The sequence below is a fragment of the Pseudodesulfovibrio cashew genome (assembly GCF_009762795.1).
Lineage (GTDB): Bacteria > Desulfobacterota > Desulfovibrionia > Desulfovibrionales > Desulfovibrionaceae > Pseudodesulfovibrio > Pseudodesulfovibrio cashew.
In genome coordinates, this window is the sequence record NZ_CP046400.1 from 3,133,214 (window position 1) to 3,158,939 (window position 25,726).

Annotated in this window: 23 protein-coding genes; 11 read left to right on the forward strand and 12 right to left on the reverse strand. The window is 57.0% G+C overall.

What is annotated here, in order from left to right; translation table 11 throughout:
• Positions 1-50: 50 nt before the first annotated feature.
• From glyS to GM415_RS14330, 8 genes are all read right to left on the reverse strand, one after another.
• Positions 51-2,162, reverse strand: a complete 2,112-nt coding sequence (gene glyS, locus GM415_RS14295) for a glycine--tRNA ligase subunit beta (RefSeq protein ID WP_158949320.1) — start codon at positions 2,160-2,162, stop codon at positions 51-53.
• 36 nt (positions 2,163-2,198) lie between these two features.
• A complete protein-coding gene (gene glyQ, locus GM415_RS14300; protein ID WP_158949322.1) occupies positions 2,199-3,068 on the reverse strand; it encodes a glycine--tRNA ligase subunit alpha in 870 nt (289 codons plus the stop codon).
• Between the two features lie 13 nt (positions 3,069-3,081).
• Complete coding sequence (gene recO, locus GM415_RS14305) at positions 3,082-3,837, reverse strand: DNA repair protein RecO (protein WP_158949324.1); 756 nt, start codon at positions 3,835-3,837, stop codon at positions 3,082-3,084.
• 23 nt (positions 3,838-3,860) lie between these two features.
• Complete coding sequence (locus GM415_RS14310) at positions 3,861-4,874, reverse strand: helix-turn-helix domain-containing protein (RefSeq protein WP_158949326.1); 1,014 nt, start codon at positions 4,872-4,874, stop codon at positions 3,861-3,863.
• 25 nt (positions 4,875-4,899) lie between these two features.
• Positions 4,900-5,802, reverse strand: a complete 903-nt coding sequence (locus tag GM415_RS14315; protein ID WP_242012259.1) for a SurA N-terminal domain-containing protein — start codon at positions 5,800-5,802, stop codon at positions 4,900-4,902.
• A gap of 131 nt (positions 5,803-5,933) precedes the next feature.
• Positions 5,934-6,929 carry a peptidylprolyl isomerase gene (locus tag GM415_RS14320; protein ID WP_158949330.1) on the reverse strand — a complete coding sequence of 332 codons (996 nt, stop codon included), beginning with the start codon at positions 6,927-6,929 and terminating at the stop codon, positions 5,934-5,936.
• The gene (gene mfd / locus GM415_RS14325) at positions 6,926-10,423 is read right to left on the reverse strand and encodes a transcription-repair coupling factor (protein WP_158949332.1); all 3,498 of its coding nucleotides are present in this window, start codon (positions 10,421-10,423) and stop codon (positions 6,926-6,928) included. Before mfd ends, GM415_RS14320 begins: the two co-directional genes overlap by 4 nt.
• A gap of 88 nt (positions 10,424-10,511) precedes the next feature.
• On the reverse strand, positions 10,512-11,012 hold the full coding sequence (locus GM415_RS14330) for a chemotaxis protein CheW (protein ID WP_158949334.1): 501 nt from the start codon (positions 11,010-11,012) through the stop codon (positions 10,512-10,514).
• 323 nt (positions 11,013-11,335) lie between these two features.
• Between GM415_RS14330 and GM415_RS14335 the strand changes: the two genes are divergently transcribed.
• Positions 11,336-11,551, forward strand: coding sequence for a hypothetical protein (locus tag GM415_RS14335; protein WP_158949336.1), 216 nt, complete (start codon positions 11,336-11,338; stop codon positions 11,549-11,551).
• 78 nt (positions 11,552-11,629) lie between these two features.
• On the opposite strand, the gene GM415_RS14340 is transcribed toward GM415_RS14335, so the two are convergent.
• Positions 11,630-12,967, reverse strand: coding sequence for a UDP-glucose dehydrogenase family protein (locus GM415_RS14340; protein ID WP_158949338.1), 1,338 nt, complete (start codon positions 12,965-12,967; stop codon positions 11,630-11,632).
• A 199-nt stretch (positions 12,968-13,166) separates the two neighbouring features.
• On the opposite strand from GM415_RS14340, the gene GM415_RS14345 reads away from it, so the two are divergent.
• From GM415_RS14345 to cimA, 7 genes are read left to right on the forward strand one after another with little or no spacing between them, the layout of a single operon-like run.
• Complete coding sequence (locus tag GM415_RS14345) at positions 13,167-13,892, forward strand: pyridoxine 5'-phosphate synthase (protein ID WP_158949340.1); 726 nt, start codon at positions 13,167-13,169, stop codon at positions 13,890-13,892.
• A gap of 9 nt (positions 13,893-13,901) precedes the next feature.
• Positions 13,902-14,276 (forward strand): holo-[acyl-carrier-protein] synthase, encoded by a 375-nt coding sequence (locus GM415_RS14350; RefSeq protein ID WP_158949342.1) that lies wholly within the window; start codon positions 13,902-13,904, stop codon positions 14,274-14,276.
• Between the two features lie 24 nt (positions 14,277-14,300).
• Positions 14,301-15,842, forward strand: a complete 1,542-nt coding sequence (locus GM415_RS14355) for an NAD(P)H-hydrate dehydratase (protein WP_158949344.1) — start codon at positions 14,301-14,303, stop codon at positions 15,840-15,842.
• Positions 15,843-15,844: 2 nt separating this feature from the next.
• A complete protein-coding gene (locus GM415_RS14360) occupies positions 15,845-16,294 on the forward strand; it encodes a CBS domain-containing protein (RefSeq protein ID WP_158949346.1) in 450 nt (149 codons plus the stop codon).
• A gap of 9 nt (positions 16,295-16,303) precedes the next feature.
• On the forward strand, positions 16,304-16,789 hold the full coding sequence (tsaE, locus tag GM415_RS14365; protein WP_158949348.1) for a tRNA (adenosine(37)-N6)-threonylcarbamoyltransferase complex ATPase subunit type 1 TsaE: 486 nt from the start codon (positions 16,304-16,306) through the stop codon (positions 16,787-16,789).
• Positions 16,790-16,801: 12 nt separating this feature from the next.
• Entirely contained in the window at positions 16,802-18,040 is a 1,239-nt protein-coding gene (locus tag GM415_RS14370) for an aspartate kinase (RefSeq protein ID WP_158949350.1), read from the forward strand.
• Entirely contained in the window at positions 18,037-19,635 is a 1,599-nt protein-coding gene (gene cimA, locus GM415_RS14375) for a citramalate synthase (protein WP_158949352.1), read from the forward strand. Before GM415_RS14370 ends, cimA begins: the two co-directional genes overlap by 4 nt.
• A gap of 71 nt (positions 19,636-19,706) precedes the next feature.
• Here the strand turns inward: cimA and GM415_RS14380 are convergent, their stop codons facing one another.
• From GM415_RS14380 to surE, 3 genes are all read right to left on the reverse strand, one after another.
• Complete coding sequence (locus tag GM415_RS14380) at positions 19,707-20,930, reverse strand: EAL and HDOD domain-containing protein (RefSeq protein WP_158949354.1); 1,224 nt, start codon at positions 20,928-20,930, stop codon at positions 19,707-19,709.
• A 235-nt stretch (positions 20,931-21,165) separates the two neighbouring features.
• Positions 21,166-22,149 carry a type I glyceraldehyde-3-phosphate dehydrogenase gene (gene gap, locus GM415_RS14385; RefSeq protein WP_158949356.1) on the reverse strand — a complete coding sequence of 328 codons (984 nt, stop codon included), beginning with the start codon at positions 22,147-22,149 and terminating at the stop codon, positions 21,166-21,168.
• Between the two features lie 93 nt (positions 22,150-22,242).
• On the reverse strand, positions 22,243-22,995 hold the full coding sequence (gene surE, locus GM415_RS14390) for a 5'/3'-nucleotidase SurE (RefSeq protein ID WP_158949358.1): 753 nt from the start codon (positions 22,993-22,995) through the stop codon (positions 22,243-22,245).
• A 143-nt stretch (positions 22,996-23,138) separates the two neighbouring features.
• Between surE and GM415_RS14395 the strand changes: the two genes are divergently transcribed.
• The 3 genes from GM415_RS14395 (at position 23,139) to GM415_RS14405 (ending at position 25,714) form a co-directional block, all read left to right on the forward strand.
• Complete coding sequence (locus GM415_RS14395) at positions 23,139-24,167, forward strand: 3'-5' exoribonuclease YhaM family protein (RefSeq protein WP_422393756.1); 1,029 nt, start codon at positions 23,139-23,141, stop codon at positions 24,165-24,167.
• Positions 24,143-24,775, forward strand: coding sequence for a dTMP kinase (tmk, locus tag GM415_RS14400; protein ID WP_158949362.1), 633 nt, complete (start codon positions 24,143-24,145; stop codon positions 24,773-24,775). Before GM415_RS14395 ends, tmk begins: the two co-directional genes overlap by 25 nt.
• 117 nt (positions 24,776-24,892) lie before the next feature.
• A complete protein-coding gene (locus GM415_RS14405; RefSeq protein ID WP_158949364.1) occupies positions 24,893-25,714 on the forward strand; it encodes an amino acid ABC transporter permease in 822 nt (273 codons plus the stop codon).
• The last annotated feature ends 12 nt before the right edge of the window (positions 25,715-25,726 follow it).

The following is a 25,726-nucleotide window of genomic DNA, read 5'->3' on the forward strand; positions in this document are numbered from 1 at the left end:
AAGCGTTTTCTCTGTCCCTGCGGCAAACAAAGTGGCCGCACCGGACCAACCTAAACCTGCAGAGCGCTGAAATCGGCCAGACGACCCAGCTTGTCCACCAGCGCTTTGAGCAGATTCAACCGATTGAGGCGAACCTCCTGATCATCGCACATGACCATGACGTTGTCGAAGAACGCATCCACGGACGGGCGCAGCTCCCGCAGGAGTCCCATCAGTCCGGCGAAGTCGCCGGCCTGCCACAGATCGTCGAAACGCGGCCCCATTTCCTCCAGGCGGGTACCGAATGCTGTTTCCGCCTCGCCTTCGAACAACTCCTTGGTGTAGCCTCCGGTCAGGACCTGCCCGGCCTCGTCACCCTGCTTGCGGATGATGTTGGCAGCGCGCTTGAAGGTCAGCACAGCCTGCTCGAAGTCCGCCTCCCTAGTGAAGTCGGCAAGAGCTTCCAAACGGGCCTTGAGGGTCCGGATGTCGTTGAATCCGGCACCAAGGGCAGCGTCAACGGCGAGGGTGTCAAAGCCCTGGCCCGTGAACAGCGCGCGCAGACGCTGGCCGAAGAATTCCATCAGGTTGGACAGGGACTCGCCCTGCTCCACCTTCCACTTGATATCCTTGCTGTACGCAGCCTGGGCGTTCTTCAGGAAAACCTCCAGGTCGACGTCCAGATCATGCTCCATGATGATCCTGGCGATGCCCAGAGCGCAACGACGCAGGGCATAAGGATCGTTTGCACCTGTGGGCTTCTTGCCCAGGCCGAAACAACCGGCCATGGTGTCGGCCTTGTCCGCCATGGAGACCAACGCACCGGACAGGCTTGAAGGCACCGGGGTATCGGGGCCAGCAGGCAGGTACTGCTCGTAGATGCCCTGAGAGACGATGTCACCCTTGTCTTTGCGAGCCGCGTAGATACCGCCCATCTTGCCCTGAAGCGAGTCGAACTCAATGACCATCTCGGAAACGAGGTCCGCCTTGGCCAGACGTCCGGCCTCGGCGTATTCAGCAATCTCGCCCGGCAGGATGGATTTGGACTCGCCGAGCATTCCGGCCAGCTTGGAACACAGAGTTTCAATGCGACGCGCTTTGTCTCCCACCGAGCCCAGCGGACCGAGAAAGACGACGTTTTCCAACTTGTCGAGCCAGGTCTGGAACTCCACCTCGCAGTCGGCTTCCCAGAAGAAACGGGCGTCTTCCAGGCGAGCCTTCAGCACTCGCTCCCACCCCTTCTTTACCAAGGCCACATCAGTGGGCTCAAGGTTGAGGGTGGTCAGGAAATGAGCCATGAGCTTGCCGTCGGGCCCCTGGACACCGAAAGACTTCTGATGGGACTGCATGGAGGTAAGAAGTACCTCACGCGGCAGTTCCAGATACAACTCATCGATGTCGCCAATAAGCGGCTTCGGGTACTCGACCAGGTTGGCCACTTCATCCAGCAGGCCGTCGTTCCAGACGATCTCACCGCCCAGTTCCTTGGCCAATCTGTCGCCTTCGGCCACGATGGTCTTCTTGCGTTCCTCGGGATCGATGACAACTTTGCAGTCGTTCTCGATAACGGAAAAATAGTCGGCTGAGGAAGCCACGGCAAACGGTCCCGGACCCATGACCCGATGGCCGCGCGTTTCCCGTCCGGAGGTCATGTTCTCCACGGTGAATTCCACCACGGCGTCATCGAGCAAGGCCAGCAACCAGCGCACGGGACGGCCAAAGGTAAAGTCATACCCGCCCCAATGCATCCGTTTGGGGAAAGAAAGGGATTCCACTGCCTTGAGGCAGAGTTCAGGGAGAATGTCAGCAGTCTTGCCACCACCCACGACCTTCTTGGCCGCCAGGTATTCACCCTTGCCCGTGTCCATTTTAAAGAGGTCTGCTTCGGCCACGCCCTGGGTCTTGGCAAAACCGGCCCCGGCCTTGGTCAGGTTGCCGTCGGCGTCGTAAGCGATGCGGGTGGGCGGCCCGGTGACGGTCTCCTCTTCCTGGCGCTGCGCCTCGGCGATCGCCACCACCTGCGCGGTGATACGACGCGGCGTGGCAAAGGTCCGCACCTCGGCGGCCTCGACCATGGCTTCGTCCAGCAGCTTGCCGAAAGTCTCTTTCAACTCCGCAGCCAGCTTCGGCACGAAGCGGGCAGGCATTTCCTCGGTTCCGATTTCCAGTATGAATTCGGCCATTGTTCTACTCTTTTATTGTAATTGCGCGTGGCAGCGTTATTTCTTCAGCATGGGGTATCCCATCTCCTCACGCTGGTCGGCGTAGAGACGGGCAATCTTGGATGCCAGGTTCCGGACGCGGCCGATGTAGGTAGCGCGCTCGGTGATAGAGATGGCGCCGCGAGCGTCCAGCATGTTGAAGGAGTGGGAACACTTGAGACAGCAATCGTATGCGGGCCAAGGCAATCCCTCCTCGCACAACTTCAGGCACTCGGCCTCGAACTTGTTAAAGAGATCGAACAGCAATTCCGGCGTGGACAACTCAAAATTGTACTTGGACATCTCCACTTCATTCTGATGAAAGACGTTGCCGTAGGTGATCTCGTCATTCCACTGGAGATCATAGACCGATTCTTTCTCCTGGAGATACATGGAGATACGCTCCAGGCCGTAGGTGATCTCCACGGACACCGGCTTGAGATCGATGCCACCCACCTGCTGGAAGTAGGTGAACTGAGTCACTTCCATGCCGTTGAGCCAGACTTCCCAGCCAAGGCCCCAGGCGCCCAGGGTGGGCGACTCCCAGTCATCCTCAACAAAACGAATATCGTGGGCCTTTGCATCAATGCCGAGAGCCCCGAGTGACTCGAGATACAGCTCCTGAACGTTGTCCGGCGAAGGCTTCAGGATGACCTGGAATTGATAGTAGTGCTGCAAACGGTTCGGGTTTTCGCCGTAGCGGCCGTCAGTGGGACGCCTGGAAGGCTCTACATAGGCGGTCTTCCACGGCTCGGGACCTATGACGCGGAAAAAGGTATTGGGATTGAACGTGCCCGCGCCGCACTCGATATCCATAGGCTGCACCACGGCGCAGCCGTAATCGGCCCAGAAATCCTGAAGTGTCAATATGACGTTCTGAAAATTCATCAGTTTCTCCAACTCATACCTTTTTATACATACCGTTATCCCAGGACAGGCCCAGGTGATAGGCAACGAACAATTCCACCAGTTGACTGCACTGGCGGCGAATACCGACGTCCATTTCCACGGAGGCCCAGTCGGCAGGCCTGCTCCGCTGTATCCAATCCAGGGCGCGCAACGCACCGGCGGAAACCTGCCGAGCAAGTCCCTCTAACGGTTTCCCGGCGGAAAGACAAGTGGGACAGGCTACCTGCCCGGTCTCCACGCCGAACTGATATCCCTTTTCCGTACCCACCGGCTTACCGCATGCGCCACAGGAAAGAAAGTCCGGCGTATAGCCCATGGCAAAGGCATATTGGGCCCGGAACAACCAAGGCACGAAGTCGGGTGCCCCACCCGTTTCCAGCATCTCCCATGTCTCCAGCAACAGGCCGTAGGCATGGACGGCATCCGACGGACCGGCATCCACGGCCTCAATGAACTTGACGCAGTTGGCGGCTATGCCCGTCTTGAGCGGGTCCTTGCGCACACCGGGAAAATTGTTGAGCAACGATCCTTCCTCCAGAACCGTATACTCTCCGCGCCTGCCGGAACCGATGGTGAAAAGAACATGGGAAAGCGGGTCAAGGCAACCAACGAAACGACGTCGGCTATGGCTCCCGCCGAAGGCAAAGGCATTGAAGATGCCGCGCGATGGTGTAAGCAGACGAACCCAGACGTCCGACTCCCGGAAACGGCCCGTTTTCAGGACAAGCGCTTTTTCCGTGGCCCCCATGCCGCAAGTCCCCCGGGGACGGGTTAGTACCCGATCTGCAAAGTCTGGATGTTGGTCTTGTTATCTTCGAGCTTGTAGGGCTTGCCGTTGTAGGTCACGGTCACGCCGGCCACATTGCCGATGCGGATGCGGCGCGGGCTGTTGAACATCAGTCTGAGGGGCTCTCCTTGTTTGAGCACAAAATCGCGAGACATACGGGATTCATCGCCCTTCCAGACGCCTATCCAACACCCTTTTTCAGTGATTGCGCGAATGATCACGACATGATCATACAGCTGCTTTTCAGCCATAGCCTCAGCGGGCTGCTCATCGATTTCAGCACCCTGCTCCGCCGCCTCCCGCTCGGCACGGTCCGCACTAGCAGCAGTCTCCGTCACGGCTACGCCCGCCTCATCGGTCGCCTTGGCAGTATCACCTGAGACTTCCTTTGCTTCCGGGACCTCCTCCACGGCTTCATCGGCAGCCTGTCCTGCGGCCTCATCGTCGGCTTGCGGTGCGAGCTCACTGTCAGCAGGCGGTGCGGCTTCAGACTCAGGCGCAGAAAGTTCCTCGCCCGTAGGGGCTTCCAAAGCAGGCTGTTCGCCAGTCTGTTCCTGCAGCGCAGGCGGAACCGGCGTATCCGCATTCTTTCCCTTGAGATTGAAAAAGAAGAGTCCGCCTCCAGCCAGGAGCAAAACCAGAATCAGCAACAACGGCCAGCGAACGCGGCGTTTCCCTTCCTGAAAGTCCTTGTCCTGAAAGGCTTTTTCTGCGGCAGGAGACACTTCGTAGATGTGTTCTTCCGGTCCGCCCGCCTCATCCTGGTACTCGCGATCCACAACCATACTCAACTCCTCGGCGTCGAGGCCGAGGAACCGGGCATAGCTCTTGACGAAACCTTTGGCATAGACCGGGTGCGGCAAGGAGGAACGATCGCCATTTTCCATGGCAACGATGTTCGTCCGGCTGATCTTGGTAGAATCCATGACCATCTCGATGGACAGCCCCTTCTTCTCCCGCTCCTGCCTCAGCGCTTCTCCAAGTTCCTGAAAATCCATTGAAATCTCCGTAGGTATACCTGGGTTATTCCATGTACTCGATTACCGAGCTCTGCTTCAACTGTTCAAAGTATTCGTCAAAAACCTTCTCCCGCTTGGCATCCATGAGCCGCTTGAAAATCTCGTCACGGACTTCATCCAAGGGAATCAACCGGTCTTCAATGACCTTGACCGGCGACAGGAGCGCCTTGTTGCCCTGAACTTCAATGGGAGCACTGACGCCTCCCTCCTTGATCCCGTCAAGAGATCGCTGCCAATCATCGGCAAGATCATTCCAGGCGACCTCTCCGATGGATCCGCCGTTCTCCTTTCCTGGACCTATGCTGTATTTTTCCGCAGCTTCGGCAAAAGTCAACTCGCCATCCTCAATCCGCTTCTTCACTTCAGTTGCTGCGACATCGGGCGGCAGGACTATTATGGCCAATGAAATCAATTTCTCAAGCACATAATCGTCATGGTGCGCGTCATACTCTTCCTTGATCTCGGAGTCCGTAACCAACACCTTGCTGTGGACCATATAGCCAAGCAACTCCTGCTTCTCGATTATGCCCCTGAGCTTGGTACGGAAATCCTCAAGAGTCAAATTATCCTTCTTGAGCATTTCGTTGAAATCTTCATCCGTATACCCTTGCTCTTTCTTGATCTTTTTGATCTCAGCATCCACCGCATCATCGGAGATCACGATCTCGAACTTCTTGATTTCCTGTTCCATAAGCTTGTCGTTGACCATCCGTTCGAGGACCTGCTTGCGGAATTGGTCGAGCTGCTCCTGTTCACGAACGGACAGCTGCCTGTTACCAAGTTTGGCGAGAACAGGTTTGATCTCTTCGTCCAGGTCGTACTGGGTGATAATATCGTCGTTGACCTTGACCAGGATACGATCGAACACGACCTCATCGGCCAGGGCGCGCACGGGTGCTATCAACATCAACACCCACAGCATCATAGACAAATATCGAAACACGTATGGCTCCTTGATCCCCCGGCAGGAGGATTTCGATCATGTGATTTTGACGGATTCTAGTCTGTTTGCGAAAACTATGCAACGAACGCGCCGACTTAGCCGTCGCTTCCGTTCCCTTCCGGTTCGCCAGGAAGATCATCGCCCGGAATCGCGGGGGCTTCCTCTTCCTCCATACCATCCCGTTCAGGCAACAAATGACTTGAAACCTGAATATCGGCAGCGGCGACCGCCTTTTTCAGCCAGGCTCCGAAGGCATCGCGCATCTTGTTCTCCAGCAAGGCTTTCTCCACAATGGGATAGGCCTGTGCCGGAGGCAACATCTTGGCCGGACTCCTTTCCAGAAGCACGAGCGCCTCAAACCCGAAACGATCAGTCAGGACACCGCTGGCCTGACCGGGTTTGAGTCCGTTCATGGCGTTTTTCCACGTAGCGGACAGCTTGCCCTCCCGGACGACCACTTCGCGGGTTTCAACTTCTCCGAATGCGGTTTCCAGGTTCACCGAATCCCGCTCGGCCAGAAATTTTTCCACGGCCTTTCCCACGATTTCGCGACTTGGCCCCCGCACCACCAAAATACGTAGGCTTTCCGGCAGGTAGAAATCGGAGATATGCTCCCTGTAATACTGCTCAGCTTCCTTGTAATCAATTTTGATCTGCGGCCTGAGCACCTGCTGATAAAACTTCTTCATGGCCAAGTGGGCCTTGAGCTGCTTTCTCCAAGCCTTAAGATCGATGTACTCCTCGACCAGCATCTGATCAAAGGCGCCCTCGGGATAATCGGCGCGCACCGTTTCCTCGGCCTTGAGCAACTCTCGATCGGTGACGGGCAGATCCCGACGGGCCAGCTCCTGTACCACCAGCTCCTGAACGATCAGGTCCGTGAGAATCTCTCCGTACTCCTGGCGCAATTTCTCCACACTCGGGACAAAGGCCCCGGCCGTGTCGGCCTGGAACTGATCATGCTGGAATTCCAACTGGGACAGCTGAATGGGCACCCCGTTGACGCGTGCGATGATCCCGAGCTCGTCGGCATCGCCCGAGCAGCCGAGCAAGAGAAACATTGCGCAACATATTAATATTCTTTTAATCATCTTTCCTCTTGGTTGACGGTTGCCGTCTCTCCGACATTCGATCCGAGCAACTCCTCCAATTCGGAAGCGGTCTCCTCCAGAGCCCGACGCATGGATTCTGTCTGCTCATAACGCAACTCCAACCTGGCCGGAGGCAACACTTTGGCCCGCTCCGGTCTCTCGGCAATCCAATCCATGAGCTTTCTCGGATCGGTGGCCACTGCGTTTTCTCCCCAGGAGACAACCGCTCGGCCGGGATACAGCTCTGCCCTGTCCACCTGTAGCCGGGAGAGGGCCTGTTTGATGCGCAGGACCCCAAGAAAGGTTTCCAGCTCCTCAGGCAGATGGCCGAAGCGATCACGTATTTCGGCCTCCAGTTCCTTGAGCGACAATTCCTCGCGAGCCGAAGAAAGTGCCTTGTAATACCGCAACCGTTCCTTGGCATCCGGGATGTAATCCCCCGGAATATGCGCCTCGAATACAAAATTGAGTTCCGGCTCGGAAGCCCGCGTGTCCGCCTCGCCGCGTAACCTGCGTACTTCTTCCTCAAGCATCTCCAAAAAGAGGTCAAGCCCTACCTTGGCGATCTGCCCGGACTGGGCTTCGCCAAGAATATTGCCCGCCCCGCGCAGCCGCAGGTCCTCCATGGCGATCTTGAAGCCTGCCCCCAGATAATCCATGTCCAGAATGATACGCAAGCGCTTGCGCACGATTTCCGAAAGATCGTCTACGTGAGGGACCACGAAATATGCGTAGGCCTGACGGTCGCTCCGGCCCACCCTGCCCCGAAGCTGATAAAGTTGTCCCAGACCGAAGAGTTGCGCCTGATCCACGATAAGCGTGTTTGCATTGGGGAAGTCCAACCCTGACTCCACAATGGCGGTGCAGACCAGGACATCAATCTCGCCATGCCAGAAGCCGTGCATGGCCTCTTCCAGCGCCTTCTCGGTCATTTTGCCATGGGCCATGGCCACCTTGGCGTCAGGAGCCAGTTCACGGACGAATTCCGCCACCCGCTCCAGGCCGTTGACCCGATTGTAGACCCAGTACACCTGACCGCCACGATCAAGCTCCCGACGCAGTATACCCTGCAACGCCAGTTTCTCCCGCTCGGCGATGGCGGTCTCCACTGGCTTGCGGTCCTCGGGCGGCGTTTCGATGACCGAGAGCCCCCGGATACCGGAAAGGGAAAGTTGCAAAGTCCGGGGAATGGGTGTTGCCGTCAGGGTGAGCACATCGATATTCTGTCTGAATCGCTTGAGCTTTTCCTTGTGCTTCACGCCGAAACGCTGCTCCTCATCCAAAATGAGCAAGCCGAGGTTGGGGAGCTCCACGTCCTTGGACAGAATCCGATGCGTCCCGATAAGAATGTCGATCTCACCACGAGCAGCGGCCTCCAGCACCGTTTTCTGGCGCTTGCGCGGCACAAACCGGCTGAGCAGTCCGACCCGGACGGGAAACCCTTCCATGCGCTTGGTAAAAGTCTGATAGTGCTGCTCGGCCAGGACAGTGGTGGGACACAGGAGCGCGGTTTGAAGCCCCTCGGAGGCGGCGCGAAAAGCGGCCCTTAGGGCTACCTCGGTCTTACCGAAACCCACATCGCCGCAGACCAGACGGTCCATGGGCTCGGGACGTTCCATATCTGCGAACACATCCCTGACCGCCCTGTCCTGATCCGGAGTCTCCTCAAAACCGAACGTGGCTTCGAATTCGGCATACATCTCGTCCAGCGGGCCATAAGAGAACCCCTTGGCGACCCGGCGGAAGGCGTACATTTCCACAAGATCATGGGCGATTTTTTCAATGGCCTTGCGGACCTTGGCCGTGGTTTTGGCCCACCTTGTGCCGCCGAGCTTATCCAAGGACGGCGGCCTGCCTCCTTCCGGGCCTTTGAAGCGCTGGACCAGGTTGAGTCGGTCCACCGGCAGGTAGAGCTTGTCCTCCCCGGAAAAGTACAACAGCAGGTAATCATTGGTGGCATCCCCAAGCTTCATGGAGTGCAACCCGCCGAACTGGGACAGCCCGTAATCGCGGTGGACCAGCAGATCCCCTTCGCTGAGATCTTCGTATTTATCCAATCCCTTGAAGGTCTTGTCTCTGTTGCCGTGTGCCTTTGGCGGCTCGGGCTGAAGCACCTCCTCGCCCAGGATGCGCACTTGGCTCCAGGCCAGCTCCATGCCCTTGCGTAACGGCGACACCAAGGCGAACAGCCCCGCTTTCCTTGGGGAATACTCCAAAGATATGGGAAGATGCTCCTGCTCGGCCAGGCTGAGAAACTTCTTGCGTGAGCGCTCCGAGCGAAAGCTGAGAATGGTTTGAAAAGAGGAACGAGTCCAATCCCGTACCCCTTCCATCAACGCGGACCAGGGACGACGCGACGCCTCGGGTTTCCAGAAAAGATCGGTGAAATCACTGTAGGCGGTTTCGGCCAGGTCTATGCCGTTCTTTTCCCGCCCTATAGTCAACTCCTCGAAGACCACCTGCGGTGCGTCACGCCAAACCTGGCGGGCCCCTTCATGGGAACGGCAGAAAAACCGCAGGGGCCAACGCACACCCTTGCTCCGCCCCTCCTCCTCCACGTATTCCCTCCAGGCCTGATCCTGATCCTCCAGGCGAGCCCGCAAGGAACTGCCCGAGGAAAGCAGGTAAGCAGTGTCAGCCGGGAAATAAGTCTCCAAGCCAACAGGGTCGGCGTAGTACATGCCCGGCCAGACAAAGCCGTCATTGAGTTCCAGCCGTTCGTCCAGGGAGTGCTCCTCGGCGGCGGACATTTCGCCTGTAGTCCGCAACCGTTTCCAGACTTCCCGGGCCTGAGCGGCGTATGCTTCGGTGGTAATGCCGGGCGAGACAGGCAGGATCACGGCTTCGTCCAGATCCACCCTCGACCGCTGGGTCGCGCCATCGAACAGCCGGATCTCCTCCAAAGTATCGCCAAAAAATTCGAACCGCAGGGGCAAGTCATATCCGGGCGCATGAATGTCGAGGATATCTCCACGCATGGCCATGTCCCCCGGACCGGAAACCAGCTTGCGACGCACGTATCCCCAGGACACAAGCTGCTCCAGCAGAAGATCGGGCGACATGTCCTCGCCCTTGGTCAGGGAAATCCAGTTTTCGCGCAGGACCGAATCGCCGGGCCATAAAGGCAGCAGATTGTCCACGGTCATGAGCACGCCCCGGGACTTCCCACCGTAAGTCAGTGCATACAGTGCCGCCCACCGTTCGCTCCACGCCTCTGCATCGGGCCGTTTGGGCTGATAGGGAGGCAGGAAGGCCCACTCCCTCTCCCAGACCGGGCTATGCGAAGCCTCGCCATTGGACGAAAACAGCGTTAGCAGAGCCTTCATCTGCCTGAACTCGGCAGCACCGGGAACCACGATGACCGTTGAGCGGCCCCTGGCCAGCAGTGAAGTGCCTACAAAGGCCTGGGTGGCTGGACCGGACTTGAAGACTCGGACGGAATCGGCCGCTCCCTTGATAAAGTCCTGTATGGCTCCGGGGAAAGTGGATGACATGGTAATTGGCTGGTTGTAAGAATATAGAAAAATAAAGCCGCCTCTCTCCTAACGGGAGAGAGGCGGCTTGTCACTGGAAAAATAATGGCTACACGGCGCTCAGGGCCTCGCGTTCCTCGTTATCGAGAAGCTTATCCAGATCAAGCAGGATGAGCAACCTGTCCTCCAGCTTGCCCACACCGTCGATGTAATCTGAGTCCATACCCGCCACAACCGGGGGCGGAGGCTGGACCGAGTTCGCTGGAATCCGAAGCACCTCGGACACAGAGTCCACCACGAACCCGACAACAATCATTTCAATTTCTATGACGATGATGCGGGTATACTTGTCGTGCTCCTTGGACTCCAGGCCAAAACGGCTGCGCATGTCCACAATGGGGATAACCTTGCCGCGAAGATTGATCACGCCTTCCACAAACTCGGGAGCACGCGGAACGTTGGTGATCTCCATTGTACGGATGATCTCCTGCACCTGGAGAATGTTGACCCCGAATTCCTCCTCACCGATACTGAACGTGACCAGTTGAATGACTTCCTGGTCGCGCTCGACCTCTTCGATATCCGTGACATCTTCGACTTCAATACTCATGGCTACCTCAAAAAAAAAGGATGCTGGCATGCAGGCCCATGTTGACCTTTTCACTGTGTCAACGGTCCTTTTTTTTGTCAATTAAAATATCTAGTCGCATGAAATCGTTGACAAGATCAACACAACAGCCTCACTGCCAACGCATACTTGAAACAAGCCATACATGGCGTTTGATCAATAATCAGACATTGTTGGAGAGATTATAATCTATTGAATCCAAAGTTCGGTTGACCTGCGTCTCATAAAGGAATAACTTATTTTTCACTTTAGTCATACTTGACTGATTTCGTTTGAATTTTAGCCTACAGGACGAACCGCAGCACATGGGTCAATACGCCGCATTCGGCGACCACGCGTCGCTTGAGGAACAGGTCAAAAGCCTGGCCGACGAAGAACTACTGGACTTTTGGGAAGAAACACAACAGGTTGCCAAAATGTTGGATGAGGAGGAACAACCGGGTATCGAGTATAACCCGGAGTATGAACGAGTCATCCTGCAGGAGTTGCAGTTCCGCACCTCCTTCAAGGGCCAGTTCTAACCCGGTTCCGATCTTCGACAAAAAACCCCTGTCTCAACAGAGACAGGGGTTTTTTGTTTGTTATCCGGTTGGTAACGGCTAGGCGACCGGCTGACGCCCGATGCTGAAATAGGCGAAACCGGCTTCTCCCATGGCCGCGGGATCATAAAGATTCCTGCCATCGAAGACGATGGGTGCCTTGAGCTGTTCCTTGATCTTGCCGAAATCAGGATTGCGGAACTGGTTCCAGTCAGTGACCACGGCCAGAGCATCCGCCCCTTCCAGCACGGCCTCCTGACTGTCCATAATTTCCAGGCCCTCTATGTCGCCGACCTCTTCGCGAGCCCGCTCATTGGCCACGGGATCGAACGCACGGATCTTCATACCCAAGGAGGTAAGCTCCCTGATAATGCGTACGGCCGAAGCCTCGCGGATGTCATCGGTGTTCGCCTTGAAGGCGATTCCCCACATTGCGAGAGTGCGTCCGGCGACGCCTCCCTGGGGCTCAAAGTAGGCTTTGATCTTTTCTGCCAACACGCCCTTCTGGACGTTGTTCACATCATCCACGGACTGGATGAGCTTGGCTTCATAACCATACTCCTTGGCAGTGCCGATGAGTGCCTTGACGTCTTTGGGGAAGCAGGAGCCGCCATACCCTACCCCGGGGTAGATGAAGCTGTAACCGATGCGGCTGTCAGAGCCGATGCCCGCACGTACCTCTGTGACGTTGGCACCCACCCGCTCGCAGATATTGGCAACCTCATTGATGAAGGAGATTTTGGTCGCCAGCATGCAGTTGGCCGCATACTTGGTCATCTCGGCGGAGCGGACACCCATGACGATCAGCTTTTCACGGCTGCGGGCGAAGGGGGCGTAAAGGGTTTTAAGCACAGTGGCGGTTTCCTCGTTCTCGGTGCCTACAATGACGCGATCCGGCTTCATGAAGTCGTTGACCGCGTCGCCTTCCTTGAGAAACTCGGGATTGGAAACCACATCGAAGGAGATATCCTCATTACGCTTTGCCAACTCCTCGGCGATGATGGCCCGAACGCGGTCTGCCGTGCCCACAGGCACAGTGGACTTGTCCACCACGATCTTGGGAGAGGTCATGCATTGCCCGACCTCGCGGGCAACGGCCTCGACGTACTGAAGATCACAACTGCCATCTTCACCACAAGGCGTGCCAACGGCCACGAAGACCACCTGGGCGGTGGAAATACCCTCGGCCAGGTCCGTGGTGAAGTGCAGGCGACCTTGTTCGGTGTTGCGCTTGACCAGGTCCTCCAGACCGGGTTCAAAAATATGGATGCGGCCGGCCCGAAGCGTCTCGACGACCTTGGGGTTGACGTCCACACAACAAATATCATTGCCCATTTCGGCAAAACAGGCGGCGGAGACCAGGCCCACATAGCCTGTGCCGACAATACAAACGTTCATATCGTTATCACTCCGAATTGAATTAACGGTGTTTGACTGAGGTGGCCCTTACATTGTGCCCACGCGCGGTGTCAACTCATCTATATGCTGCCTCCCGATCGTCACATTCGCTCGCCGCAGTTGCCAACTGCGGCGAGAAGGCATAAATTAATTGGATATAGTCAAAGCACTTTCCAGCCAATCCAATGAGGAGAAATATATGCCGCAACTCGCAGTCAACGTCGATCACGTAGCCACCCTCCGGCAGGCCCGCATGGGCATAGAGCCCGAGCCCGTCACCGCCGCTTACCTGGCGGAAATGGCCGGAGCTACCGGCATCATCGTCCACCTGCGCGAAGATCGCAGGCACATCCAGGACCGGGACGTGGAACTTATCCGCAAGACCTGCAATACCCGGCTGCACCTGGAGATGGCCGCAACTGAGGAAATGCAGGGGATCGCCCTGGGCATAGATCCCGAATTCGTCTGCCTCGTGCCCGAGAAGCGGGAGGAGTTGACCACTGAAGGCGGCCTCAACTGCGTAGGCAACGAACAGCGCCTCAAGGATTTCCTCGCCCCGTTGCACGCCAAGGGAATCCGCTCCAGCCTGTTCATCGACGCCGACCCCAAACAAATCGAAGCGGCTCGGGCCATAGGCACGGAATACATCGAGATCCACACCGGCCATTATGCCGACGCCAAGGAATTTAACGCCCGCAACGAGGAACTCTCGAAGATAATCGAAGGCATCCGTCTGGCCCAGGGTATCGGCCTGAAGGTCAACCTCGGCCACGGCCTGAACTATCGAAATATCCTGGCCTTCAAAGATGTTCCCGGCATCATGGAGTATTCCATCGGGCACTCCATCATGGCAAAAGCCATTTACGTTGGTCTGGACCGTGCGGTCCGCGACATGGCCGAACTTGTCCGTTCCTTCGCGGACTAGGGGGTCCGCATGATAATCGGGTTGGGTATTGATCTTGCCGAGATAGAACGCATCCGCGACATGTGGAATAAATACGGCTCGAAATTCGCCGAGAAAATCCTCACATCCAAAGAGATCGCCCAACTGCCGAAAAAGGCCCCGGTGCCCCGTCTGGCTGCGCTCTTTGCCGGCAAAGAGGCGGCGGTCAAGGCTCTGGGCACGGGCTTCGCCCAAGGCATTCACTTCAAGTGCGTGGAAATCCTGCATGCTGAAAGCGGCAAGCCGGAAGTGACCTTCCTCGGACGCGGAAAAGAGAAATGCGACGAATTGGGCGTGAAGGCTGCGCACATCACGCTCACCCACTCCCGTGACACTGCCGCTGCCACTGTGGTATTGGAAAGATAATCAAAACCGCAACCAAGGACACCCATGCTGCTTCCCCTGCCCACTCCCGAAGAAATGATGCTCTGGGACCGCGAGACGATTCAAACCATCGGCATACCCGGCGCGACCCTCATGGAGTCAGCCAGCCGCGAAGCCGTGGACGTGCTGCTGGAAGAATACGGCTCAGTGGAAAACGCCGAAATATTCTGTTTCGCAGGCTCGGGCAACAACGGAGGCGACGCCTTTGCCATGGCCCGTCAACTGGCTGACCTCGGGGCGGACGTCACTGTCTTCCACACCATCGCCAAGAAGCGTTATAGAGGCGAAACCCGCCAGAACCTCCAATGGGCGCAAAAGCTCGGTGTGCCCCTCAGGCATTTGTCCGCTGTGAACACGGACTCCCTGCCCCAGCCCGACATCATCGTGGACGGCCTGCTCGGAACCGGACTCCAGGGGCCTCTTCGCGACGATTACCTTACCCTTGTCCGCAGTCTCAACAGGCTCGGCAAAAGGGCCTTTGTCCTGGCTGTAGACATTCCGTCCGGCTTGAGTGGGCTAACCGGAGCTCCCCTGCCTGAAGCGGTCGTAGCCGATGCCACGGTCACCTTCCAGGCCCCGAAACTCGGCCTGGCCATGCCCGGAGCCAACCGGTTCACAGGCATGCTCCATGTTCGGACAATCGGCATCCCCAACCTGGTGCAGGAAAAGAATCCCGCCTCCCACCACCTGATTACAGAGGAGGCTCTGGACCGCATCCCGGGTCTTGTCCACGACATGCACAAAGGAACGGCGGGCCACGTTCTCATCGTCGGCGGTTCCATCGGATTGACGGGAGCGCCGCATCTTGCGGCTCGTGCCGCCCTGCGAAGCGGAGCCGGGTTGGTGACCCTTGCCTGTCCCGCCGGGCTGGCCGATTCCATCAAGCACGGTGCGCCCGACATCATGACCCTGCCGCTTGGGCAAGGAGATGAATGGACGGCGGATATTGCCAACGACCTCCTTTCTCAAATGGATCGTTTCGACGCTGTGGTTGTCGGGCCGGGCATAGGCAGGGCCCAAAAAACCGTTGATCTCCTCGAGGATTTTATTGCAAAGTGTCCCGCGCGTACGGTTCTGGATGCTGACGCGCTCTACGCCCTGTCGAAATTTCCCGGCAGGATCGCCGAACTTCCGGCGGAGACAATACTCACTCCGCACCCCGGCGAGATGGCCATGCTCTTCGCTTCAGCCATTCCGGAAATCCAGGGGGACAGATTGGGGTGCGCTAAACGCTTCACGAAAATGAGCGAGGCAATCCTAGTGCTCAAGGGCGCGGGTACAGTGGTGACCAACAAAGACGTCACGGCCATCAGCCCGTTTTCGGAACCCAACCTTTCCGTTGGCGGCTCAGGGGATATCCTGGCCGGAGTCATAGGCTCACTCCTGGCCCGGGGCGTCACAGCCATTGAAGCGGCCTGCATCGGCGTGTACTGGCACGGCCTTGCCGGACGAATGCTCAGAAAGGACTTTCCGGCAAGGGGCAACTTGGCGACGGAGATCGCATCCGCCCTGCCCCTTGCGATTCAACATCATCTAAAGGATATGTGAACATGCTGAAGGCAAAAGACATCATGACCACCGACTGCATCACCCTGACGCCGGACACCGACATCATGACCGCCGCCAAAACCCTGCTCGAAAACAAGATCAACGGCGCGCCCGTGGTCGAGGACGGCCAGGTCGTCGGCGTACTTTGCCAATCAGACCTGGTGGCCCAGCAGAAAAAAATCACTCTCCCTTCTTTCTTCACCCTTCTGGACGGCGTGTTCCCGATATCCTCTCACGACGAGTTGGAAAAGGAGATGTCCAAAATCGCAGCACTCAAGGTGGGTGAGGCCATGACCCCGGCGCCGACCTTCGTCACTCCGGACACATCCATCGAAGACGTCGCCACTCTCATGGCCAACGAAAAGCTCTACACCCTGCCTGTGATCATGGACAAAACGCTTGTGGGCGTGGTCGGCAAGGAAGATATCCTCAAGACGCTGCTCAAGGACTGATCCGCTGCCGTGGACGTAAGACTTCACCTGGAGGATACCCAAGCCACGCTGGCGCTGGGTGCCGAATTGGCGAAAAAACTGGCTAAATATGCCAATCCGCCCGCTTTGCTCTTGCAAGGCGACCTCGGTTCAGGCAAAACCACGTTGGTCAGGGGCCTGGTCGAGTCCCTGCCAGGCGCGGACCAGGCCGAGGTTTCGAGCCCCAGCTTCAATATTTTCAACCTCTACCCTACCGTCCCGCCCGTGGCTCATTTCGATCTCTATCGGTTGGAGGGGATGCCTCCGGACGATGCTCTTTTTGAGCACCTTGATGATCCCGGGACACTGACCGTGGTGGAATGGATACAGTTTCTCGACCGGAGCGAATGGCCTGAAAAAGCCCTCTTCCTCGAATGGACTCCGTCCGAAAACGGACGCGACGTAACGATACACGCCTTCGGGGAAACGGCTCTACATATAGCCCGATCCTTAGCGGATCACTTCACACTCAAGTAGAACAGAGCTAACATGAACATCGTCGTACAGAAATTCGGTGGAACATCCGTGCGCAACCTGGAATGCCAACGCCAGGTCATGCAGAAGGTCCTTCGTCCCTATCGCGAGGGCAACAAGGTCATTGTGGTCCTGTCGGCCATGGCCGGTGAAACCAACCGGCTTCTTGAACTGGCCAATCAGTGGTCGGATTCTCCCGACCCCGCAGAAATGGACTCCATGGTCTCCACGGGCGAACAGATTTCCTGCGCCCTTTTTACCATGCTGCTAAAACAACAGGGCGTCAAAGCACGCTCCCTGCTTGGATTCCAGGCCCCTATCAAAACCGACGACTGTTTTGGCAAAGCCCGCATCAGAAGCATCGACGACACCCGACTCAAGGAGCTTCTCGAGGAGTATGATGTTCTGGTCATGGCCGGTTTCCAGGGCTGCGACGACGAAATGCGCATCACCACCCTGGGCCGAGGAGGCTCGGACACCTCTGCCGTGGCTCTGGCCGCAGCGGTCAAGGCCGACGTCTGTGAAATCTACACCGACGTCCCAGGAGTCTTCACCACCGATCCGAACATGTGCACGGATGCGCGCAAGATAGACCGCGTCGCCTACGATGAGATGCTGGAGATGGCCAGCATGGGCGCCAAAGTGCTCCAGATCCGCTCCGTCGAATTCGCCAAGAAATATAATGTAACCGTTCACGTCCGCTCCACCTTTTCCGACGAGCCGGGCACCATAGTCACGCAGGAGGATGAAACCATGGAATCCGTTCTCGTTTCCGGTATCGCTTACGACAAGGACCAGGCCCAGATCACGCTGGTGCACGTCAAGGACACCCCCGGCATCTCCGCCCAGATTTTTTCCCCCCTTGCCGAAAAGAAAATCCTCGTTGACATGATCGTACAGAATCCGAGCAAGGACGGCGTCACGGATATGACTTTCACCGTGCCCCGCGCCGATGTGGACCAGACCATCAAGACCCTGGAAAAACTCCAATACGAAATCGGTTACGAACAGCTAACATCAAACCTAAATGTCTCAAAAGTCTCGATTATCGGCGTCGGCATGCGTAACCACTCCGGAGTCGCGTCTCACGCGTTCCAAGCGCTTGCCGATGAGAATATCAACATCCTGATGATCAGCACGTCCGAGATCAAGGTCACCTGCCTGATCGACGACAAATACACCGAACTTGCGGTGCGGACACTTCACAAGGCCTTCAAACTTGAAGAAGGCCAACATGTAATAGAGACATCATGAGACAAATAAGCATATATGATACCACGTTGCGCGACGGCGCTCAGGCAGAGGAACTCAATCTGACCAGCGATGACAAGTTGCGCATCGCCCACAAGCTCGACGAGCTGGGCATTCATTACATAGAAGCCGGCTGGCCCGGCTCGAACCCCACGGACAAGAGGTTCTTCGAACAGATAAAAGGACACGTCCTAACGAACGCGAAGCTGGCGGCCTTTGGCTCCACCCATCTGGCCAAGACAACGCCGGAGAACGACCCCAACCTGGCTGCCCTGCTGGAGGCGGAGACTCCGGTCATCACCATCTTCGGCAAGACCTGGGATCTGCATGCCACTACGGCGCTGGGAATCTCCCTGGAGCGCAACCTTGAGTTGATCGCAAACAGCGTCGGCTACCTGAAAGCTCGGGTGGACGAAGTCTTCTTCGACGCCGAACACTTCTTCGACGGCTTCAAGAACAACCCGGAATACGCCCTCCTGGCCCTTCGCACCGCATATGAAGCCGGTGCGGACCGCCTGATTCTCTGCGATACCAACGGTGGGAGCATGCCCTTCGAGGTTGCCAAGGCCATGGAAGCGGTGACGAAGTCACTGCCGGATGCCGAGTTCGGTATCCACGCCCACAACGACTCCGAGGCTGCCGTGGCCAATTCGATTGAGGCCGTCCGCCTGGGCGCAAGCCAGGTCCAGGGCACCATCAACGGCTACGGAGAACGTTGCGGCAATGCCAACCTCTGCTCGGTCATTCCCAACCTGGAACTCAAAATGGGGATGAAGACCATCGGCAAGGAGAATATGGAACGGCTCATGGTCACCTCGCACTTCGTAAGCGAGACGGCGAACCTGCGGCCGTTCATGCGCCAACCTTTTGTCGGAGTCTCAGCCTTCGCGCACAAGGGCGGTGTCCATGTCTCGGCCATCCTGAAGGACGCCAAGACATACGAACACATCGTGCCTGAAACCGTTGGCAACAAACAGCGAGTACTGCTTTCCGACCAGGCCGGTCAATCCAACATCCTGTTCAAGGCCGAGGAGCTCGGTTACGACCTGAAGAAGGGTGACCCCACGGTCAACCGACTCCTTAAGGACCTCAAGCTCAAGGAGAGCATGGGTTACGAATACTCCGTTGCCGACGCCTCTTTTGAGCTGCTCCTGCTCAAAGCCTTGGGCAAACCCTTGAACTACTTCCACTTCAGAAACTTTTTTGTGGTGGACGCCAAGCGTGAGGAAGACCCGGAACCGTTCACCGAGGCAACCGTCATCGTAGACGTCAAAGGCCAGGTCGAACATACTGCGGCCACCGGCATGGGACCGGTCAACGCCTTGGACCGAGCGCTACGCAAGGGGTTGGAGCGGTTCTACCCCAACCTGCGTGAAATGCGCCTGCTGGACTTCAAGGTCCGCGTCCTTTCCGGAGCCGTGCGCGACACGGGTGGCACCGCCTCCTTTGTCCGTGTCCTGATCGAATCGGGAGACAAGAAGGAACGGTGGACCACAATGGGCGTCTCGCACAATATCATCGAAGCCTCCTGGCAGGCTGTGGTTGACGCGATCAATTACAAACTATTCCGGGATGATCAACGCGATTCCGCTGAGTAATACTCCCCCTCAAAAAAAGAAAAAAGGCCGGACAACCAACAGGTTGTCCGGCCTTTTCCTTCCTTTTCTAGTCAACGCTTCATCTCCGGCAATTGCCTGACCGCCCAGGTGGCCGCTTGCATGTACTGTGTCGCCACGTCCAGCAAACAGACCCCATACCTTTCAAGAAAGGCATTGGCCTCACCGGTTCGTCCTGTTTCGACCGCCATAAGCATGGCGAGCCACTGGCCATACTCGTTGTCCGCACCACACAGGCCTTCCTTGATGTCCCTCTCTAGCGGCAGGCCATCAACAGCCTTCTCCATGGGATAATTCAACAAGGCATCAAGCTTGGAAAACAGGCCAAGCATGAACAGGGTGCTGGAAGAATGCGAGATTGACTTCAGCGAATCTCCAAGTTTGGACAGAAAACGAGCCCGCTGCAAAGCCATATACGCCAATTCCTCCCCAGCGGAGGTTGTGTCCAGGTCGGTCATAACCACCACGGTCGCCCAACGCCGTAATTCATCCAATCCAAGCAGGGAGATGGCCTGCTGAATGGACCGAATCTCGCGTATCAAACCGAATGAAGCAGAATTGATGTACTTAAGTATTCTATAGCTAAGCGAAATATCAGTAGAAATTATGGAGACCAGTTCATCCAGCTCACAAGCCGGATTATTCAACTCCCTAAGCAATTGCAGCTTGGCTATGGAACTGGCAGAAAGCCTGTCGTCATCTCGTTTCTGTGGCTTGGTAAAAAAGGATCCCTGAAAATAATCGAAGCCCAGCGCGCGTGTTCCCTCGAATGCTTCCCAGGAGTCGACGCCGGTTCCCATTATCACGCAGTCCAAATCCTTGTATTTCTGCCTGAGCTGAACAATCTCCGGCGGCGTCTTTCCCTTGAGAGAGACCTTAATGATGTCATATTTCCCCACCATCTCGGCAGGAACCGTCCCTCCGTTTTCCAGGGCAACACCCGCTCCCCGCTCGTGCAGGCAATCTGCAAATCCGGCGCATCGAGAAGAGCAAACTGCTTCACTGCATATGCCGAAGACACAATTCCCCATTTCCATAGGCAGGGACGCGACGTCCAACAATCTGTCGCTGCCCAGATTCAAGAAGAGCTTTCTTCCGCTTCCCAAATCGGAGCAAATTGCAGCCATGGCGGCCAACCGTCCTGAAATCAGACCAGATAGGTCTTCCTCCAACGAATCCTCCGCAACCAGTTCATACCCCCAGACGGCTTTGTCCCTGTCGAAAATCGGCTGACGAACCAACAGGGGCAAATCACCTTGAACAGGATTCTCATCCATTGCTCCACCTCTCCCTTTTCACTCAGTCCTCCCCAAAACGGACCTTGTGAACAAATGAACACAATTTTTCCATTCTTTCTAGTACGAAAAAGAAACCGCAGTGTAAAGTGGTAAAATCGGATTAAACACATCTTAATATAGACGATGAAGCCGTGCCGACATCAAGACTGCTCTGATGAGCACAAAAAAAGGCCGCCCCTGATCAGGAGCGGCCTTGAACTTCTTGGCCCGGCGCCTACATCATGCCCGCGACCTTGCGAGTCAGTCGCAGCAGCTGGTTGGTGAAACCGGCTTCGTTGTCATACCAAATGATCAATTTGAGCTGGGTGCCGCCCATGACACGGGTCAGACCGCTATCGACCACTCCGCCGAAGGTGGAGCCCATGAAGTCCACGGACACCAGGGGTTCCTCGGTATAGCCCATGGAATCATTGGCCGCGGCCTTGAGCGCGGCGTTAACTTCCTCAGCGGTGGCCGACTTTTCCAGTTCGCAGACAAGGTCGACCAGGGAGACGTTGGGGGTGGGCACACGAATGGCCATTCCATCCAGAACGCCGTTGAGCTCAGGAATGACCAACCCCACGGCCTTGGCCGCACCGGTCGTGGTGGGCACCATGTTCACGGCACAGGCTCGGGCTCGACGGATGTCCTTGTGAGAACCGTCCAGGATACGCTGGCTCATGGTGTAGGAGTGCACGGTGGTCATGATGCCGTGCTTGATGCCGTAAAGATCGTTCACGACCTTGGCAACGGGAGCCAGGCAGTTGGTGGTGCAGGAGGCGTTGGAAATGATCTTGTGCTCGGGTTTGAGCAATTCGTCGTTGACCGACATAACCACGGTGATGTCCGGCTCCTTGCCGGGCGCGGAGATGATCACCCTTTTAGCGCCACAGGCCAGGTGTTTCTCACAACTGGCCCGGTCGGTGAACTTTCCGGTGGTCTCGATGACCAGATCGCAGCCAAGGTCGCCCCAAGTCCATTCACCGGGCGCGTTGCGGGTCACTGTGACGGACTGGCCATTCATCTTGAACCCGGTCTCCGTCGGCTCAACATCGAGAAAACGGCCGTGCACGGAGTCGTACTTGAGCAGGTGCGCCAAATCTTCATTGGATGCGCGGGCGTTGACCGCCACCAGTTCCAGGTCTTTCTCATCAGCGAGCAAGCGCGCGAGATACCGTCCGATTCGTCCAAACCCGTTCAAGCCTATCTTCGTTGCCATGGCAGTTCCTCCTTCCCTGGCGTGTTGTTACAATCGTTGGAAATGACAGAATACTTGAGACAATACGCTTTCGATCTTTTTTTCGTCAACCAATCAGCCAAGCTCACCGGCCAGAAGCCCAAGGGTCTCCCGATCCGTGAAGTCGAACCGCAGCGGGGTTAGGGTGACGTGTCCATCCGTAAGCAGCGCCCTGTCACGGTCCGGGCTGATCCGCTCTGGCGGTATTGCCCCGCACAACCAGTAATAAGCATGCCCACGCGGGTCCTCCCGGGTGTCATACCAATCCCTGTACGAAGCGCGCGTATGCGGACAAACGACCAATTCCTTGGCCTCTTCGATGGGACAATCCGGGAAATTAAGATTGACCACGGTCTTGGGCGGCAGGGAACCCCAGGGAATTCTCGGGATCAGGTCCACGCAATAACGGGCCTGTCCGCTCAAATCACCCGGGCTGAAGCTGTCCATGGAAACGGCCATGGACGGAATCTCCATGAGCGCCCCTTCGGTTGCAGCCGAGACCGTACCGGAGTAAAGGATGTCCACCCCAACGTTGGCCCCGGCGTTAATGCCGGACAACACCAGGTCGGGAGCGTCATCCAGAAGCGTGGACAGGGCCAGCTTGACGCAATCCACTGGCGTACCGTAAACACCCTGCCCCACAAAGCCGTCCTCCCGGAAGGTCTTTACTTTAACAGGCATGGACAGGGTCACGGCGTGCCCCACTGCCGATTGTTCAGTGACAGGAGCCACAACCCGGACCTCGTGTCCGGCCTCCTTCAGAGCAAAATAGAGCGCCCGCAGGCCCACGGCCTGGATACCGTCGTCGTTGGCGAGAAGAATCTTCATGAAGCCTTCCGTTGTTCGATTTGACAATCCAAGTGAAATCAGGTTCATAACCCTGAAGCGGGCAAAAGCGCCCGCACGCGCCGCCCCTTTGCGGAAAACCGTTAGGGGCGAGGTACCTCAACACAAGAAAGATGGCAAGATTAGTGACACAAAAGTCGCAATATATTCAAGACCTGACCCCCGGCACCCAGGTGGGAGATATTTTTCTTCTGGCTGCGGCCAACTTGGCCCAGTCCAGAAACGGCCCATACTGGAATCTGACATTTCAAGACGCAACCGGCAAGGTTGACGGCAAGATTTGGTCACCCAAGAGCCAGGAATACCCTTCCCTGGAGCCCGGACAGATGGCCCGCGTCCATGGCTTCGTGGAGAATTACCGTGATAAGAATCAGCTCAAGGTCGATCACCTGGAGTTGATAGCACCCGCGCCCGGGGAAATCGATTTCGCCGACTTCCTGCCCGCTTCAAACATCCCGCCTGCGGAACTCTTGGAGGCTCTGGAAGACCTGATCACGGAACACATGAAGCATACTCCATGGAAGAATTTCTGCCGCAAGGTGCTGGGGGATGAGGAAATCCGTGCCCGCCTGCTCGTTGCTCCAGGAGCCAAAACCGTTCACCACGCCTACGTCGGCGGCCTTCTGGAGCATACCCTTCAGGTGGCGAGGGCCTGCATGGCCCTGTGCGACGTCTACCCTGCCCTGGACCGCCAGACCCTACTCGCCGGAGCCGTGTTCCATGATCTGGGCAAGGCCTGGGAGCTGTCTGGCGGTTTGACCAATGATTATACCGATGAAGGCCGCCTCCTCGGCCATATCCAGCTCGGCATGGAAAAGATTGATATTTTCCTAAATAAAAACAAAAGACTGGATGACAAGTTAAAGCTTCACTTTAAGCACCTGATCACCAGCCATCACGGCGAGCACGAGTTCGGTTCACCGGTCCGCCCCAAAACGCCCGAGGCCTTCATCCTCCACTTTGCGGACAATATGGACGCCAAGCTCAACATCATCGATCAAGCCTACGCGGACATGGATAAGACGGGCGCGGAGTGGTCCCCGTATATGCGTTTCCTGGAACGCAACGTCTTCCGCACTCCGGCGACTCCCGACAAATCCAAACAGAAAAACGACAAGCCGGAGAACCAATGTTTATTACCTTTGAAGGCATAGAGGGTACCGGAAAAACTACGCAGATCCAGCGGGCCAAAGCTTATTTCGAGGCCAAGGGAAAAGAGGTCTTTCTGACCAGGGAGCCGGGCGGTAGCCGCGTGGGCACGGAGTTGCGTAAGATGCTCCTTCACGTGGACAACAGCGACATCACCCCCATAGCTGAGCTGTTTCTCTATCTGGCCGACCGCGCTCAGCACGTGGCTCAAGTGATCCGCCCCGAACTGGGAGCCGGGAAAGTCGTCCTGTGCGACCGTTTCGCCGACTCCACCGTGGTCTACCAGGGCTATGGACGTGGGCTGGACACCGCAACGCTCCAGCAACTCAATGAGGTGGCCGTGGACGGACTGTGGCCCGACCTGACCATCGTGCTGGACCTCGACCCGGAAACAGGCCTGAAACGGGCTACCTCCCGCAACAAGGATGAAGGCAAGGCTGAAGAGGAAGGACGATTCGAGGCCGAGCACATCTCCTTCCACAAGCGTATCCGCGAAGGGTACCTGGACTGGGCCTCCCACCACCAGGACCGAATCAAGGTCGCCAAGGCGGACGGCACCCCGGACGAAGTCTTCACCGCTGTCAAAGCGCTTCTAGACGATATCACAGCCTGATCGGGACCATTCATCCGCCAGCAACGGATTAGGGTCTGGATTCTTTGAGCGAATCTGCTATGCTGCAAGACATGGCCCAAGGACATTCCCGTCAACATACCGTCCATACAGGATTTCATGCCTGAAGACAGCACGCTCGGACCTCCACATTCTCATAAAATACCGGTATCATCGATTCTGGATACCGTATTATACCTCGCCCTCATGGCCGGGCTTCTCTGGCTCGTTTCCCTGGGCACCGAACGGCTGGGCTACAACTGGCAATGGTATCGGATACCGCAGTACCTGGTCCAGGTCACGGACAATGGTCTATCCTGGGGCCCGCTTATGCAGGGACTGGGAGTCACCCTGCAGATAACGGGCATATCCTTATCGCTCATGTTGGTTATCGGCCTGACAACAGCCCTCATGCGCATGTCCCGCTCCTGGGCGGCGCGGGGCGTGGCCCGGCTCTATATGGAACTGATCCGCAACTCCCCGCTGCTCATCCAGATATTCTTCCTCTATTTCGTGCTCGCCCCCATACTGGGCATGTCCGGCTTTTGGGCCGCTATCATTGCCTTATCGCTGTTCGAGGGAGCCTATGCCTCTGAAATATTCCGGGCGGGCATCACCTCTATAGACATGGGTCAGTGGGAAGCTGCCAAATCCCTCGGCATGCCGTCCTACGCCATGTACCGGCACATCATCCTGCCCCAGGCGATACGACGCGTCCTGCCTCCGCTGACAAGCCAGGCTATCTCGCTGATCAAGGATTCCGCGCTGGTGTCCACGGTGGCCATCCTCGACCTGACACAACGAGGTAGAATGATAGACGCCGAAACTTTTCTGACCTTTGAAATATGGTTTACCGTCGCCGCCATCTATCTCGTCATCACTCTGGCCCTGTCCGGCGTGGTGCGGGTACTTGAACGGCGCGCCAACGGCCTCGCGCCCTAACCCGCAACCCAG

Coding starts and splice junctions, on each gene's coding strand:
- GM415_RS14350 (WP_158949342.1), top strand. CDS start 13,902: ATGATAATCGGGTTGGGTATTGATCTTGCCGAGATAGAACGCATCCGC.
- mfd (WP_158949332.1), bottom strand. CDS start 10,423: ATGTCATCCACTTTCCCCGGAGCCATACAGGACTTTATCAAGGGAGCG.
- GM415_RS14380 (WP_158949354.1), bottom strand. CDS start 20,930: ATGGATGAGAATCCTGTTCAAGGTGATTTGCCCCTGTTGGTTCGTCAG.
- glyS (WP_158949320.1), bottom strand. CDS start 2,162: ATGGCCGAATTCATACTGGAAATCGGAACCGAGGAAATGCCTGCCCGC.
- GM415_RS14315 (WP_242012259.1), bottom strand. CDS start 5,802: ATGTTGATAGCACCCGTGCGCGCCCTGGCCGATGAGGTCGTGTTCGAT.
- gap (WP_158949356.1), bottom strand. CDS start 22,149: ATGGCAACGAAGATAGGCTTGAACGGGTTTGGACGAATCGGACGGTAT.
- GM415_RS14360 (WP_158949346.1), top strand. CDS start 15,845: ATGCTGAAGGCAAAAGACATCATGACCACCGACTGCATCACCCTGACG.
- GM415_RS14310 (WP_158949326.1), bottom strand. CDS start 4,874: ATGGATTTTCAGGAACTTGGAGAAGCGCTGAGGCAGGAGCGGGAGAAG.
- glyQ (WP_158949322.1), bottom strand. CDS start 3,068: ATGAATTTTCAGAACGTCATATTGACACTTCAGGATTTCTGGGCCGAT.
- GM415_RS14345 (WP_158949340.1), top strand. CDS start 13,167: ATGCCGCAACTCGCAGTCAACGTCGATCACGTAGCCACCCTCCGGCAG.
- cimA (WP_158949352.1), top strand. CDS start 18,037: ATGAGACAAATAAGCATATATGATACCACGTTGCGCGACGGCGCTCAG.
- GM415_RS14335 (WP_158949336.1), top strand. CDS start 11,336: ATGGGTCAATACGCCGCATTCGGCGACCACGCGTCGCTTGAGGAACAG.
- GM415_RS14330 (WP_158949334.1), bottom strand. CDS start 11,012: ATGAGTATTGAAGTCGAAGATGTCACGGATATCGAAGAGGTCGAGCGC.
- GM415_RS14405 (WP_158949364.1), top strand. CDS start 24,893: ATGCCTGAAGACAGCACGCTCGGACCTCCACATTCTCATAAAATACCG.
- tmk (WP_158949362.1), top strand. CDS start 24,143: ATGTTTATTACCTTTGAAGGCATAGAGGGTACCGGAAAAACTACGCAG.
- GM415_RS14340 (WP_158949338.1), bottom strand. CDS start 12,967: ATGAACGTTTGTATTGTCGGCACAGGCTATGTGGGCCTGGTCTCCGCC.
- recO (WP_158949324.1), bottom strand. CDS start 3,837: ATGGGGGCCACGGAAAAAGCGCTTGTCCTGAAAACGGGCCGTTTCCGG.
- surE (WP_158949358.1), bottom strand. CDS start 22,995: ATGAAGATTCTTCTCGCCAACGACGACGGTATCCAGGCCGTGGGCCTG.
- GM415_RS14355 (WP_158949344.1), top strand. CDS start 14,301: ATGCTGCTTCCCCTGCCCACTCCCGAAGAAATGATGCTCTGGGACCGC.
- GM415_RS14320 (WP_158949330.1), bottom strand. CDS start 6,929: ATGATTAAAAGAATATTAATATGTTGCGCAATGTTTCTCTTGCTCGGC.
- GM415_RS14370 (WP_158949350.1), top strand. CDS start 16,802: ATGAACATCGTCGTACAGAAATTCGGTGGAACATCCGTGCGCAACCTG.